The organism is Micromonospora sp. NPDC048947 (assembly GCF_040649495.1).
In the GTDB taxonomy this organism is placed as follows: Bacteria; Actinomycetota; Actinomycetes; order Mycobacteriales; family Micromonosporaceae; genus Micromonospora; species Micromonospora alfalfae.
Window position 1 is genome coordinate 1 of record NZ_JBEZFO010000008.1, and the last position, 14,663, is coordinate 14,663.

Annotated in this window: 11 protein-coding genes; 8 read left to right on the forward strand and 3 right to left on the reverse strand. The window is 68.3% G+C overall.

Going from position 1 to position 14,663, the window contains the following annotated elements; translation table 11 throughout:
* Positions 1–410: 410 nt before the first annotated feature.
* A complete protein-coding gene (gene rpsA / locus AB0B98_RS13545) occupies positions 411–1,922 on the reverse strand; it encodes a 30S ribosomal protein S1 (protein WP_112582670.1) in 1,512 nt (503 codons plus the stop codon).
* Between the two features lie 396 nt (positions 1,923–2,318).
* Between rpsA and AB0B98_RS13550 the strand changes: the two genes are divergently transcribed.
* Genes AB0B98_RS13550 through AB0B98_RS13565 form a run of 4 tightly spaced genes read left to right on the forward strand, consistent with a single transcriptional unit; the run spans position 2,319 to position 4,374 of the window.
* Positions 2,319–3,125, forward strand: a complete 807-nt coding sequence (locus tag AB0B98_RS13550; RefSeq protein ID WP_238671652.1) for a class I SAM-dependent methyltransferase — start codon at positions 2,319–2,321, stop codon at positions 3,123–3,125.
* Between the two features lie 57 nt (positions 3,126–3,182).
* Positions 3,183–3,785 carry a Uma2 family endonuclease gene (locus tag AB0B98_RS13555; RefSeq protein ID WP_357362768.1) on the forward strand — a complete coding sequence of 201 codons (603 nt, stop codon included), beginning with the start codon at positions 3,183–3,185 and terminating at the stop codon, positions 3,783–3,785.
* A 36-nt stretch (positions 3,786–3,821) separates the two neighbouring features.
* Entirely contained in the window at positions 3,822–4,040 is a 219-nt protein-coding gene (locus AB0B98_RS13560) for a DUF2945 domain-containing protein (RefSeq protein WP_357362769.1), read from the forward strand.
* Positions 4,027–4,374: a DUF3140 domain-containing protein gene (locus AB0B98_RS13565; protein ID WP_308193575.1), complete on the forward strand. Its 348-nt coding sequence runs from the start codon at positions 4,027–4,029 to the stop codon at positions 4,372–4,374. Before AB0B98_RS13560 ends, AB0B98_RS13565 begins: the two co-directional genes overlap by 14 nt.
* A 117-nt stretch (positions 4,375–4,491) precedes the next feature.
* Here the strand turns inward: AB0B98_RS13565 and polA are convergent, their stop codons facing one another.
* Both polA and AB0B98_RS13575 read right to left on the reverse strand, forming a co-directional pair.
* Positions 4,492–7,191: a DNA polymerase I gene (gene polA, locus AB0B98_RS13570; RefSeq protein WP_357362771.1), complete on the reverse strand. Its 2,700-nt coding sequence runs from the start codon at positions 7,189–7,191 to the stop codon at positions 4,492–4,494.
* A gap of 335 nt (positions 7,192–7,526) precedes the next feature.
* Positions 7,527–10,400 (reverse strand): BTAD domain-containing putative transcriptional regulator, encoded by a 2,874-nt coding sequence (locus AB0B98_RS13575; protein WP_357362773.1) that lies wholly within the window; start codon positions 10,398–10,400, stop codon positions 7,527–7,529.
* A 493-nt stretch (positions 10,401–10,893) separates the two neighbouring features.
* On the opposite strand from AB0B98_RS13575, the gene AB0B98_RS13580 reads away from it, so the two are divergent.
* The 4 genes from AB0B98_RS13580 (at position 10,894) to AB0B98_RS13595 (ending at position 14,472) form a co-directional block, all read left to right on the forward strand.
* On the forward strand, positions 10,894–11,436 hold the full coding sequence (locus AB0B98_RS13580) for a TlpA disulfide reductase family protein (protein WP_357362775.1): 543 nt from the start codon (positions 10,894–10,896) through the stop codon (positions 11,434–11,436).
* Between the two features lie 80 nt (positions 11,437–11,516).
* Positions 11,517–13,271 (forward strand): ABC transporter ATP-binding protein, encoded by a 1,755-nt coding sequence (locus tag AB0B98_RS13585; protein WP_357362777.1) that lies wholly within the window; start codon positions 11,517–11,519, stop codon positions 13,269–13,271.
* Positions 13,272–13,283: 12 nt separating this feature from the next.
* Positions 13,284–13,805 (forward strand): signal peptidase I, encoded by a 522-nt coding sequence (lepB, locus tag AB0B98_RS13590; RefSeq protein ID WP_357362779.1) that lies wholly within the window; start codon positions 13,284–13,286, stop codon positions 13,803–13,805.
* A 121-nt stretch (positions 13,806–13,926) separates the two neighbouring features.
* Positions 13,927–14,472, forward strand: a complete 546-nt coding sequence (locus AB0B98_RS13595) for a MauE/DoxX family redox-associated membrane protein (RefSeq protein ID WP_357362781.1) — start codon at positions 13,927–13,929, stop codon at positions 14,470–14,472.
* The last annotated feature ends 191 nt before the right edge of the window (positions 14,473–14,663 follow it).

Genomic DNA, 14,663 nt, shown 5'->3' on the forward strand with positions numbered 1-14,663 from the left:
CGCCCCGCGCCCCGCGCCCCGCGCCCCGCGCCCCGCGCCCCGCGCCCCGCGCCCCGCGCCCCGCGCCCCGCGCCCCGCGCCCCGCGCCCCGCGCCAAGATCGTGCTCGAACCAGGATGTAGTGGTGTGCGGTGCCCGGGAGGCCCCTACATCATGGATTGAGCACGATCTTGACGGTCCGCACCAGCGGACGGGCACACGCGCCCACCACAGCGCCCCCCGGCAGCCAGCGCGCCGCGCCCGCGACTCGCCTGGGACACGCCGCCGCCCCCACCACCCGCCCCGGTGGCACGCTCGGCCTGCGGCCAGCCCGGAGGCACGGCGGGAACGGCAGGCACGGCAGGCACGGCGAAGGCCCCGCCCCCAGCGATCCGGAGATCGCGGGGACGGGGCCCGTCGTCGTTCAGCGGGTCACTTACCGCCGGCGAGCTTCTCCCGCAGTGCGGCGAGCGCCTCGTCGGTGGCCAGCGTGCCGGCCGGCTCCTCGGCCTGCCGGCTCGGGGCCGGGCTGGACGAGGAGGTGGTGCCACCGCCACCGCCGCCGCCAGCGGCCGGAACGGCCGGAGTCGGGTTGGCGGCAGCCTCGGCGTCGGCGGCCCGAGAGGTCTGCACCTGCTTGGTGTGGGCCTCCCAGCGCAGACGAGCCTCGGCGTACTGGTTCTCCCAGGTCTCGCGCTGCTTGTCGTACCCCTCGAGCCACTCGCCCGTCTCCGGGTCGAAGCCCTCGGGGTAGATGTAGTTGCCCTCGGTGTCGTACGTCGCGGCCATGCCGTAGAGGGTCGGGTCGAAGTGCTCCTCGCCCTCGACGAAGCCCTCGTTGGCCTGCTTGAGCGACAGCGAGATCCGGCGACGCTCAAGGTCGATGTCGATGACCTTGACCATGACCTCGGAGCCAACCTGGACGACCTGCTCCGGGATCTCCACGTGGCGCTCGGCCAGCTCGGAGATGTGGACCAGGCCCTCGATGCCGTCGTCCACGCGGACGAACGCACCGAACGGAACCAGCTTGGTGACCTTGCCCGGCACGATCTGCTGGATCGCGTGGGTGCGGGCGAACTGCCGCCACGGGTCTTCCTGGGTCGCCTTCAGCGACAGCGAGACCCGCTCGCGGTCCAGGTCGACGTCCAGGACCTCGACCTCGACCTCCTGGCCCACCTCGACGACCTCGGACGGGTGGTCGATGTGCTTCCAGGACAGCTCGGAGACGTGCACCAGACCGTCGACGCCGCCCAGGTCCACGAAGGCGCCGAAGTTGACGATCGAGGACACGACGCCCTTGCGGACCTGGCCCTTCTGCAGCTTGTTGAGGAACTCGGTGCGCACCTCGGACTGCGTCTGCTCCAGCCAGGCCCGGCGGGACAGGACCACGTTGTTGCGGTTCTTGTCCAGCTCGATGATCTTGGCTTCGAGCTCCCGCCCGACGTACGGCTGCAGGTCGCGCACACGACGCATCTCGACCAGGGACGCGGGCAGGAAGCCACGCAGCCCGATGTCGAGGATGAGGCCGCCCTTGACCACCTCGATGACCGAACCGCGGACGACGCCGTCCTCGTCCTTGATCTTCTCGATCGTGCCCCAGGCCCGCTCGTACTGTGCCCGCTTCTTGGAGAGGATCAGACGACCCTCCTTGTCCTCCTTCTGGAGGACCAGGGCCTCGATGTGGTCGCCAACCGTCACAACCTCGGCGGGGTCCACGTCGTGCTTGATCGACAACTCCCGAGAGGGGATGACACCCTCGGTCTTGTAGCCGATGTCGAGCAGGACCTCGTCCCGATCGACCTTGACGACGGTGCCTTCGACAATGTCGCCGTCGTTGAAGTACTTGATGGTCTCGTCGATCGCGGCGAGGAATGCCTCCTCGGAACCGAGATCGTCGTGGGTGACCCGGGTGGCGCTCGAGGGGGCCTCGATGCTGCTCGTCATGTGGGCGGTTGCTCCGGTCGGTGGGTTGTCACAGCAGGCTGGTGTGTCGCAGTGACCTGTTCGCGCCAGCGGATCCGTCGCCGGGCACACCGAACGATCGCCTAGTGAGATCATGATGTGGCTCCGTCGACCGCGCACCTGCTCCCTGCCGAGGCAACGCGATCCGCGAGCGCATCGTCTAGCCTACCGTGCGCATTACCACAGCGTGCAAGCCCTCCCGGCTTCTCTTCGTGCGATGACCTGCGAAAGCCGAACAATCGCCCGGAAAGGACCCCTGCTGTCTCCTGCGTCACAACGGCCCCTCCGGCCCCTCCGGCCGCGCCCGCCCGCGAGGAGTCGCGTGGATCGTGGACGCGCCGCCGTACCCGATGGGGTGGCAGGGCCTAGCGTGAGCGCGTGGATGACGACAGCCGGGTTACCCGGCGCCGGGTGGGTGACGCCGAGGCCCGGCGCGCCAACCGCGGCTGGTGGGACACCGACGCCGACGACTACCAGGCCGAACACGGCGCGTTCCTCGGCGACGTGGACTTCGTGTGGTGCCCCGAGGGCCTGCGCGAGGCCGACGCCCGGCTACTCGGCGACGTGTCGGGGCGGCGGGTGCTGGAGGTGGGCGCCGGCGCCGCGGCCGCCGCCCGCTGGCTCGCCACCCAGGGTGCCCGGCCGGTCGCCTTCGACCTGTCCGCCGGCATGTTGCGGCACGCCGCCGAGGCCGCCGACCGCACCGGGGTACGCGTACCGCTGGTGCAGGCCGACGCGCTCGCCCTGCCGTTCGCCGACCGGTCGTTCGACGTCGCCTGCACCGCGTTCGGCGCGATCCCGTTCGTGGACGACTCGGCGGCGCTGCTCGCCGAGGTGCACCGGGTGCTACGCCCCGGCGGCCGATGGGTGTTCTCGGTGACCCACCCGATGCGGTGGATCTTCCTCGACGACCCCGGCGAGGGCGGCCTGACGGCAGTGCACTCGTACTTCGACCGCTCCCCGTACGTCGAGCAGGACGAGAGCGGCGTGGCCACCTACGTCGAGCAGCACCGTACCCTCGGCGACCGGATCCGCGAGCTGGTCGGCGCCGGGTTCCGGCTGCTGGACCTGGTAGAGCCGGAGTGGCCGCAGGGACACGAGGGGATCTGGGGGCAGTGGAGCCCGCTTCGCGGACGACTGTTCCCCGGCACCGCCATCTTCGTCACCGAGAAGCCCGCCGGGTGAGCGCGCCGCACCCGTTGTCCGACGTGCGAGCCATCGATCGCCGGTAGGCTCGGCCCCATGAGCGCCGAGCCCATCCCGACATCACCTGGCCCCTGGTGTCCGGACCCGATGCGGCAGCAGCGTGCCGACTACACGCTGGAGGACCTGCTCGCCCTGCCGGACGACGCCCCCCGCGTCGAACTCGTCGACGGAGTTATCCAGGTGACACCCTCCCCCACCCTGGGCCACCAAGACATCTCGTTTCTGCTGCGTATGTGGCTCCACACGCACGCACCGGCTCACCTGCGAGTCTCGCAGGCCGTTGGAGTCGGGCTCAGCCCCAACACCAGCCGTCAACCAGACGTGCTGGTCTACCGCGCTGAGGTGCCGACCACCCGATCTACTCTGCGGCCAGCGGACGTCGTTCTCGCCGTGGAGATCGTTTCGCCGGGCACGCGACGGATCGACCGGTTCGCGAAGCCGGGTGAGTACGCCGCCGCCGGCATCCCGTTCTACTGGCGGATCGAGCAGGACCCGGTGCACGTGTACGCGTACCGGATCGGCGATCGGGTGGGGCCGGGCGGTGAGCGGCAGTACGAGCTGGTCGCCGACGGCGCCGACGTGATCGAGCTGACCGAGCCGTTCGACATCAAGCTGCCGGTCGCCGAGATCACGCCGTAGTCGTTTCGGCCTGGCCGCCCCGGGTAGCCGAGGGCCATGGCCGAACCGAGATTTCACAAGGGCGACCATGTCTCCTGGTCGGCCCACGGCAGCCGCGCGTACGGCGTGGTGCAAGGGACGATCACCGAGCGGACGCGGATCCGCGGGCGGGCCGTGAACGCGGCCCCCGACGACCCGCAGTACCGGGTCCGCAGTGACGGCACGGGCCGCGACGTGGCCCACCGGCCGGAGGCGCTGCGCCATGAGCAGAGGTGACGACGGCCGGGACACCTACCGGGAGTTCACCGAAGCGGTGAACATGAAGCCCGGTGAGCTGTCCACATGGCTGGAGACCGACGAGTCGAAGCAGGTCGGCTGGCACAAGGGTGGTCGTGCTGGTGGCGGCGAGTCCGTCGGACACGAATCCGGGCGGAAGATCATCAATCTGCTCCGCCGCAAACGCGGTGACCTGTCCGACGGCGACTACAAGCACATGCGCAAGGTCGTCGGCTACGTGCGCCGGCACATGGCGCAGCGCCCCGCTGGCAACGTTCGCGACACCAAGTGGCGTTGGTCGCTCATGAACTGGGGCCACGACCCCCTGAAGTAACCACACCGACCAGGACGACCCGGTCAGGGGTTCCGGGGCAGCCCGACCCACGCAGGGATCAAGCCTGACCGCCCGGAGTGGGTCGGGCTGCCCCGGAACCCCCACACCGCAACCTCATCAGTGGTCGGCGCTGTTCCAGTCCCGACCCAGACCGACGGACACCTCCAGCGGCACCGACAACGGGTACGCCCCGCCCATCTCCTGGCGGACCAGGGCCTCCAACGACTCCCGCTCGCCGGGCGCGACCTCGAAGACCAGTTCGTCGTGCACCTGCAACAGCATCCGTGAGCCGAGCCCGGCCTCGCGGAGCGCGGTGTCGACGTGCAGCATCGCCACCTTGATGATGTCGGCGGCGGAGCCCTGGATGGGGGCGTTGAGCGCCATCCGCTCCGCGATGTCACGGCGCTGCCGGTTGTCGCTGACCAGGTCGGGCAGATAGCGGCGTCGGCCGAGGATGGTGGAGGTGTAGCCGTCCTGGCGGGCCCGGGCGACCACCTGCTGGAGGTAGTCGCGCACGCCACCGAAGCCGGCGAAGTAGTTCTCCATCAGCCCGCGTGCCTCTTCGGTGCTGATGCTGAGCTGTTGGGACAGGCCGAAGGCGCTCAGGCCGTACGCCAGGCCGTAGTTCATGGCCTTGATTTTGCGGCGCTGGTCGGGGGTGACCTCGTCGAGCGGCACGCCGAAGACCGACGAGGCGGTGGCGGCGTGGAAGTCGGCGCCGGAGTTGAACGCGTCGATCAGCGCGTCGTCCGAGCTGAGGTGCGCCATGATGCGCATCTCGATCTGGCTGTAGTCGGCGGTGAGCAGACACTCGTAGCCGTCGCCCACCACGAAGGCCCGACGGATCCGACGGCCCTCCTCGGTGCGGATCGGGATGTTCTGCAGGTTGGGCTCGGTGGAGGAGAGCCGGCCGGTGGCCGCCACTGTCTGGTTGAAGGTGGTGTGGATCCGGCCGTCGTCGGAGACCGACTTCAGCAGCCCGTCGACCGTCGACTTCAGCTTGGCAACGTCCCGGTGACGCAGCAGGTGGGCAAGCACCGCGTGCGGCTGCTGCGCGTAGAGCCACTGCAGGGCGTCGGCGTCGGTGGTGTAGCCCGTCTTGATCTTCTTGGTCTTCGGCAGACCCAGCTCGGTGAAGAGGATCTCCTGCAACTGCTTGGGCGAGCCGAGGTTGAACTCCCGACCCACCGCCTCGTACGCGCCCTGCGCGGCGGCCTTCACCTCGGCGGCGAAGTGGGCCTCCAGCTCGGAGAGATAGTGGGTGTCGGCGGCGATGCCGGTGCTCTCCATGGTGGCCAGCACCCGCATCAACGGCAGTTCCACGCCGGCCATCAGCCGGGCGGACTGCTCTCCGTCGCGGGACAGCTCGGCGTCGATAGCGTCGGCCAGGTCGAGGGTGGCGCGGGCCTGGAGCATCAGGTTCTGCTCGACCACCCCCTCGTCGCCGAGGCCGTCGAGCGTGAGCTGGCCGGACTCCGGGACGTCCACCCGCAGCTCCCGGTGCAGGTAGCGCAGCGCCAGGTCGGTCAGGTCGTAGGACCGCTGATCGGGGCGGGCCAGGTACGCGGCGATCTGGGTGTCCCGGACGGTGCCGGCGAGCTGCCAGCCGTGCGCGGCGCAGGCCAGCACGGCCGGCTTGCTGTCGTGCAGCACCTTGGGGCGCTGCTCGTCGGCCAACCAGCTGGCCAGGGCGCCCTCGTCGGTCGGGTCGAGCTGCGCCGGGTCAACCCAGGCCGCCGCGCCGCCGGCGGTGGCCAGCGCGAGACCGGTGATCGAGGCGGTGTGCCGGCGGTTGGGGCCGGTGTCGAGTTTGACCGCCAACCCGACCGGGGTGCCGCTCGGAACGTGCGTGGTCAGCCAGCCGGCCAGCGCGCCCGACTCGGTGAGCACCTCACCGGTGAGGTCGAAGCCGGACTCGGCCTCCGGCTCGACCGCCTCCAGGTATTGGTAGAGGCGGTCGCGCAGGATGCGGAACTCCAGGGTGTCGAAGACCTGGTGCACCGCCTCCCGGTCCCAACCCGTCCAGCGGGTGTCCTCCGGGCGCAGCGGCAGCTCCAGGTCGGAGACGAGACAGTTGATCTCGTAGTTGCGGATCACGTCGGCGAGCCGCTCCCGCAGACTGTCGCCGGCCTTGCCCTTGATCTCGTCGGCTCGGGCGATCACGCCCTCCACCCCGCCGTACGTGGTGATCCACTTGGCCGCGGTCTTCGGGCCGACGCCCGGGATGCCGGGCAGGTTGTCACTGGTCTCGCCGACCAGCGCGGCGAGGTCCCGGTACTGCTGTGGCGGAACGCCGTACTTCGCCTCGATCGCCGCCGGGTCCATCCGGGCCAGGTCGGAGACGCCCTTACGCGGGTAGAGGACGGTGATCTGCTCGTCGACCAACTGGAAGGCGTCGCGGTCACCGCTGCTGATCAGCACCGACATGCCCTGGTCGCGGGCCTGGGTGGCGAGCGTGGCGATGACGTCGTCGGCCTCGAAGCCCTCCTTCTCGACCACCGGGATCTGCAGCGCGGCCAGGACCTCCTTGACCAGGCTGACCTGGCCCTTGAAGTCGGTCGGGGTCTCGCTGCGGCCGGCCTTGTACTCCGCGTATTTGTCGGTGCGGAAGGAGTGGCGGGAGACGTCGAAGGCCACGACGATGTGGGTGGGCTGCTCGTCGCGCAGCACGTTGATCAGCATCGAGGTGAAGCCGTACACCGCGTTGGTCGGCTGCCCCGTCGTGGTGGAGAAGTTTTCCACAGGCAGGGCGAAGAACGCCCGGTATGCCATGGAATGTCCGTCAACGAGAAGCAGGCGCGGTGTCGTAGCTGTCACGGCAGCGACTCTAGCCCGTCGCACCGACAAGCCCACGACACCACGGCCCGAAGGGGTCGAGCCACACGCGACGTCGCATCGCCCATCCCCGGCATCGGGCGCTTGCCATACCAACCGTCGCCAAGAGGCTCGGGCTTCGGGCCTTCATCGGCGGTTGCTCCATGGACGTGCAGCGTATAAGTAACTGCCCTACATGTTGTCTCACCCGTCGCTCGCCAGAAGCAAGCCGTCCGTCACTCGTGCGCAGGCGGGCGGCCCGGCGGGGCCAGACAACGTCGCGGTCGCGGCGCCTCCGAACCGGACAAGCCATCTAGCCCGCCGTTCAGCCGCCGGTGTCAGCCGGCCAACCGGGCCCGGACCTCGGTGGCCCCTGGATGGCCAAGCTCGGTCAGGATGGTCAACGCCTGCGACCAGGCCGCCCGACCGGCCGCGCGGTCGCCTGCCGCTTGGCGCGCGTCACCCAGCCGGGCCAGCGACCCGGCCTCAGCGAAGCGATCGCCCACCTCTCGGAACAGCGCGAGGGCTTCCTGGAAGCTGCGGACGGCGGGTCGATACCGTGCCAGTCCGTGGTTGGCATAGCCGATGCTGTCCCAGGAATAAGCTGCCCCGCGGTGATCGCCGAGCAGCCGCTGCAGCCGTAGCGCTCGCGCACAGTCTGCCAGTGCCCGCGCATGATCACCAAGGCGTGCGTGGCACCAGCCGACCGCGTTCAACGCGTTGGCCTGCCCCGGCTGGTAGCCAGCCCCACCGAAAAGGGCGAAGGCCCTTTCCGCGTGTGCGAGCGCCTCCCGAATACGACCCCGCCGCTCGCACAGGTCCGCAAGGCTCAATTCGGCACTCGCCCGGCCGGCGTCGTCGCCGAGCGCCTCGAATCGCCCGAGTGCCTGCCGCAACTCGTGAGCGGCATCCTCATACCGGCCCAGCCTCAGGTACGCACGGGCGAGCCCCCGGTGAGTGCGGGCCTCCAATGCCAGATCACCCAACTGCCGGGCAGCCGCCAACGCGGTCCGCTGCACCACCGCTTGGTCCTGCCAATAGGCTCGCCGGTCGAGAAAGGAGGTCAGATTCCAAGCTAGCTCGCACACCTCTTGGTGGAAGCCGCATCGGAAAGCCTGCTCAATCACCAAGAGCAGCACTTGGTATTCAGTGGCGAACCAGGCTAACGCCGTGTCGATGTCGCCGAACGGCTGATCCACCTCGCCACAATCCATCGACAGGACAACATCGAATCTTGCGGCAGGTCGCCCTGGATGGCGGTACGGCGCGATCAGCCGATCGGCAATCGCGGCCATACGGGCGTAGTGGCGGATAAGCCTTCCCAGCGCGGCTCGACGGACTACCTCGGACTCCTCCGACCCGGCCAACTCCGCCGCGTACGTGCGCAGAAGTTCATGACAGACGTAGCGGCCGGGATACCGCTCGTTCACCAGGTGCGCCCTAGCCAGGTGGGCCAACACCGGACGGATCTGTTTGGCGGGAACCCCAACCAGAGCGGCTGCGGCGGAGAGGGAGATCTCTGGTCCGGGATGCAGCCCGAGAAGCCGAAACAACTCAGCCGCCTGAGCCGGGAGAATCCGGTACGACCACGAGAAGACGGTCCTTACATCGAAGGCGCCGTCCTCGTCGGCGAAGGCGGCAAGGTCGTCGGATCCCTGGCGCAGCTGGTCGGCGAGTGCCGAGAGCGAGAGCTGTGGCTGAGTGCTGGCACGCGCCGCCAAGATAGCCAACGCCAACGGCAGCCCGGCGCACGTGGCAACGAGCTGATCGATGACCTCAGACCCACCAGTCAGTCGCTCCGCACCGATCCGGCTCGTGAACAGCTGCCGCGCCTCGGCGTCGTTCATCAAGCCCAGGACAAGCGGCCTTCCCCCGTTCATCACCAGGGCGGGTAGCTCGTTACGGCTAGTTATCAGGACCATGCAACCGGCCGAGCCGGGTATGAGTGAACCGACCTGGTCGGCCCGGCGCACGTTGTCCAGCAGGATCAGCATTCGCCGTCCGGCGAGGAGGCTCCGATAAAGACCAATCCGCGCGCTCAGGTCGACTGGAATGCGATCGGACGCGACGCCCAGTGCGGTGAGAAAACCCCGCACGACCTCGTCCGGCCCGACCAATCCGCCGCTCGCACCGAAGCCCTCGAGGTCGGCGAAGAGCTGCCCGTCGGGGAACCACTTCGAGGCCCGGTGTGCCCAATGCACCGCAAGCGTGGTCTTGCCTGCACCAGCAGTCCCGGTGATCGTGACCGTCCCGCATCGGTTTTCGAGGACCGCCACCAGTCCATCGAGCCAGCTCAACTGCTCGGCCCGCCCCGTGAAGTGGACGACATCGGGCGGCAGTTGCGCCGGCAGCAGCGGCCACCGTGGTGGATTGCCGAGAGCGGGCGAGGCTACCGTGACCGGCGACGCGGGGGCCGCCCGCAGCTGCTCGTCGGCAGGCCGCTCGGACTCGAGCAACTCGTGATAGGCATCGACGAGTCCCGCGCCGGGATGCACACCGAGCTCGCTCACCAGCAGCTTTCGCGCTTTGTCGAAAACGGCGAAGGCGTCCGCCCGACGACCTAAGGCGAAGTAGCACCGCATAAGGTGCACCTGGCTGTGTTCATCCAGAGGCCGATCGTGTGCCTGCTTCCGGACCGCGGCCAAAACCTCCTCCGCCCGGCCCTCGAGGATCGCCGCGTCAACTCGCCAGGACAGCAACAACTGAGCCTCGATGTCCAACGCGGCCACTTTCGGATTCCCGGTCAGCGCCGGCAGATCCGCCGCGGGCGGTTGCCACAGCCGCAGGGCTTTACCGGTGAGCTCCCAGACCCGCGCTTGGTCACCGTCGCTCCGGGCCGTCAGCGCGTCGCTCACCAGCCGCCGGAATTCAAGCAGATCGATGGCGGCCGAATCCACGTCCAGCCGGTACCCAGAGCCCACGAACGGTAGCCGATGGCTCGCCTCCCGTGGCGGGCGATCCGGTTCCAACATACGGCGAAGGTGCTTCACGTGAGTCTGGATGATGTTGAGGGCTCTCCTCGGCGGCCCTTCCGGCCACAACGCGTCCACTATCTCGCCCAGCCCGACCATCCGCCCTTCGGCCAGTCCAAGGAGCGCAAGCACTGACCTCCTCTGCGGTGGGCCAGCCGGCAGTTCGACGCCGGCCCTCCAGAGACGAACCGGACCTAAAAGGGCAATTTGCAAGTCTTTCGAACCGCGTTCTGACTCCATGGCGCACCCCCGTGGCCGTGTTGCCGCCCTGGCGGCGGCTGCTGACGCTCAGGTCGTCCATTCTGCGTCCAGTCGATGGCCAACCGGAAGATCCACGATGGTTGACGTACCGATCGAAGGAGGTGAACAAATGATCAAATTCATCAACTCTGTGGGCGACCGGCTGCTGGGACTCGTCGCCCCTCGGGCGAACGCCGCCGCGGATCCCTGCGCCAACGAAAGGCAAGAGAGGAAGTGCGACCACAACTTTCTCTGGCAGCGGACCTGCTGCAGCAACGGAGGCTGCAGTGCCTGGTTCATCATTCAGGACCACTGCTGACCTGACGGACAGCGTCCCGAGCAGCTGATCGCTCGTGGCTCGGTGGCCAAGCATGACTCGCCACCGAGCCACGAGCCGGTCAGGCGGCTCCTATCCAAACACGGTCGCCGTTCGGCTGTGTCCACCTTCGGGAGTGCGCCGACGGGCTCGCCTCCACGAACCAAGAGGAGCGACATGGCGCCCTACCTTGTCACCGCCGTGGTCCTGGCATGCGCCCTGGGCGCGCTGAACCTGCTGCTCACGCTGGCCGTCATTCGCCGGCTACGAGAACACACCGACGCGCTTGCGGCCCTCCGGCATGTCGAAGGCTCAGATGTCATCAGGGCCGGCCGGCTCCCAGCTGACTTCGCGGTCACCACCACCGACGGTCGACCGTTGCGCCGAAGCGATCTAACCGGTGGCACCTTGGTCGCCTTCTTCTCCACTGGTTGTTCAGCATGTACCGATGCTCTCCCCCGATTCGTCGCTCAGGCGGCAGCGTTTCCCGGCGGGCCCGACCAGGTCCTCGCGGTCGTGAGCGGGGGCGGGCCGGAGGCTTCCGGGTTGGCCGACCAAGTGACCGCAATCGCCCGCGTGGTCATAGAGGACATCGACGGTGACCTCGCCACCGCCTTTGAAGTGCGCGCCTTCCCTAGCTGGTGTCTCCTCGACCCGTCTGGCAAGGTCCATCGCAGTGGCAGCGGTTGGACCGAGCTGGCCACACCGGTATTCGCATGAACACGCCTCGGCAGCGACGGCGGGTAGATCGTCTGCTCGTCACCGACGCGGTCCGCCTAGCCTATCGGTCGGCGCCTACAGTGGCCGCTACCCAGGCACTACTTGCCGTTGCCGCTGGCGTGGTGCCGGTGAGCGTGGGCGTACTCACCAAGCTGGTCGTCGACCGCCTCACCGGCGATGGGAGCGGGCAAGTCGCCGCGGTCGTGGGGATGGCAATCGGACTAGCCGCGGTTGGGATCGCCGTGGCCACGTTGCCGCACCTGCAGCGCCACGTGGAGGCCGAGTGGCGGCGCGCTGTAGCTATGCGGTCCCAGGCAGAGCTGTACGAGGCGGTCAACCGGCTACCCGGCCTCGCTCGGTTGGAGAACCCGCCATTTCGAGATCATCTCAGCCTCGCCAACGAAGCCGGTCGGAACGCCCCGATCGCGGTCGGTAGCGGCGGCTTGGACCTCATGCGCGGTCTGGTCACAGTCGCCGGCTTCGCCATCGCGTTGGCCCTGCTAAACCCCTGGATGGCGGGGTTCCTCTCGTTAGCCGCCGTCCCCATTGCGCACGCCGAACTGCGGTTGTCGCGGCAACGGGCGGCCCTGAGGTGGAAGCTCACTCCGGCCGAACGGCGTCAGTTCTTCTATGCCGATCTGCTGACTGGTTTGACGGCTGCCAAGGAGATTCGGTTGTTGAACTTGGGCGGCCTGTTCGGTCAGCGGATGCTCACCGAGCTGCGTACGCTGAATCGTGCCAACCGCCGGATGGACCGCCGGGAAGTGCTTGTACAGACGGGGCTGGCGATCACGTCCGCCGGCGTAGCAGGCGCCGGTCTGATCTGGGCCGTCCTGGCCGCCCGGAGAGGCCAGTTGAGCGCCGGCGATGTCACCATCCTCATCGCCGCTGTCGCCGGAGTGCAGGCTGCGGTCGCGACTGGTATCAGCCGCTTCGCTGACGCCCACCAGGCACTGCTGCGCTTCACCCACTACCGAGAGGTTCTGAACGCCACGCCGGATCTGACCCTGGCTGCCAATCCAAAACCGGTGCGGGCACTGCGTCAGGGCATCGAACTGCGTGACGTCTGGTTTCGGTACGGGGAAGGGCACCCGTGGGTCTTGCGCGGCGTAGACCTGACCATCCCACAAGGCCAGACGGTGGCCCTTGTCGGGCTCAACGGGGCCGGAAAGAGCACCATCGTCAAGTTGCTGGCCCGGTTCTACGACCCGGTCCAAGGTAATCTCTGCTGGGACGGCACTGACTTCCGGGAACTGTCGGTCGACGAATTGCGCAACCGGATCGGTGCGACATTCCAGGACTTTGTGTCATACGACCTCTCGGCTGCCGAGAACATCGGCGTAGGCGACATCAACGTCCTCGACGACCGCGGCAGGATCACCGTCGCGGCCAAGCGAGCTGGCGCACATGAGGCGGTAACCGCCTTGCCACGCGGGTACGACACCCAACTGACCAGACTCTTCGCGGACCCGGCAGACGGAGACGGTGTCGAATCCGGTGTGTTGCTCTCCGGCGGCCAATGGCAACGGTTGGCGCTCGCTCGATCGTTCCTGCGCGCCGAGCGCGACCTACTGATCCTCGACGAACCCAGCGCGGGCTTGGACGCGGAGGCCGAGGCAGATCTGCACCAGCGGTTGCGCGGACTACGAGCAGGGCGGTCGACGCTGCTGATCTCGCATCGGCTGGGCACCATTCGCGACGCCGACCAGATCGTCGTGCTTCGTGACGGCGTGATCGCCGAGCAGGGCAGCCACCAGGAGTTGCTCACGAACCAGGGCGCGTACGCCCGGCTCTTCAACCTTCAGGCCGCCGGCTACCAGCCAACTCCAAGCTGAATGGGTCAGTCGATGGTGATAGTGGCGACGCTGGCCGCGACCGTTGGGCTGGCACTCGGAGGGCTTCTGACCTGGGCGCGGGCTGGATGGGTGCTGGTTACGGTGGACGGCTGGTCCATGGTGCCAACGATCGACCCAGGCGACCGTGTTCTCGTCCGTCGCGTCCCGCACAGCAAGGTGTTGGTCGGTCAGGTGGTAGTCGCCGAGAAGCCCATCGACGGCGAATGGTCGACCTCGCCGCTGACCGTCGGGTCCCCTCCGCCCGCCGGCCGACGGTGGATCGTGAAGCGGGCCGTCGCTGGTCCGGGTGATCCGATGCCGCCGGGCGTTCGCCTGAAGAGGGACGACGGGACCGGGTCGGTGCATCCGCCGGAAGCGGCAGAAGGCGACGGGGCACGCGTTCCCCCAGGGCATTTCGTGCTACTCGGGGACAACAGGCAGGACAGCCTCGACTCGCGCGTCTTCGGCGTCGTCCCGGGCGACCGGATTCTCGGACCGGTACGGCGAGCCCTGAGTTCGGGGGGATCGTTTTGATCGCACCGTTAGCGAGAGCGCAAAGAGGACGATGTGGGGGGTACGCCTCCGTGGCCAGCGGGTCATGCCGGCGCTCCGGACCAGCGCCCGCACGATTCTGAACTATGGGGAGGAGAAGGCAGTGTCCTATGTGGGCGCCTTCATTCGATGTCTCATCTTGGTGATCTTTCTTGTCGCGATCGTCAGCAAGATCCGTGACAGGCGGCGCTTTCACGAGTTCGTGGATTCCGTGGCGGCACTGCGCCTGCTGCCGGCGCGCATGGTCCGGCCTGCGGCGGTGACGGTGGTCGCAGCTGAGCTCGCTGTGTGCGCGCTGCTCGTTTCGCTGCCAGCGCCATCTCTGATGGCCGGTGGGCTCGGCCTAGCCGGGGCGTTGCTGGGTGGATTCGCAGTCACCATCGCCACAGCCCTCCGGCGGGGGGTGACAGCTTCCTGCCGCTGCTTCGGTGGCAGTGCATCGGTCCCTTTCGGCTGGCTTCACGTGATCCGTAACGCCGCGTTAGCTCTGATCAGCCTGTTAGGGGTCTACGCAGTTCTGTGGCAACCCAACACGAACCTCGGCTCGGTGGCCATCACGGCCCCGTTTGCGCTGCTGGTGGCGGCGTTGACGATCCGGCTCGATGACGTGGTTAACCTGGTCACACCGATATCCACGAGCGGTCGGTAGCACGCCTGCAACGACGTGTGGAAAGGCCAGGCAGAGAGGGTCGGGTCCGCAGCAAACGAACGGGCTCGACTCGAAGGCGACGAACCGGCCGGCAGGTTTCCTGCCGGCCGGTTCACAGGTTCGACAACTCAGGCCACTCCGACAGCACCATGCCCGGCGGGGCCGTCGGATCGGCCGCGCCGGGTACCGGC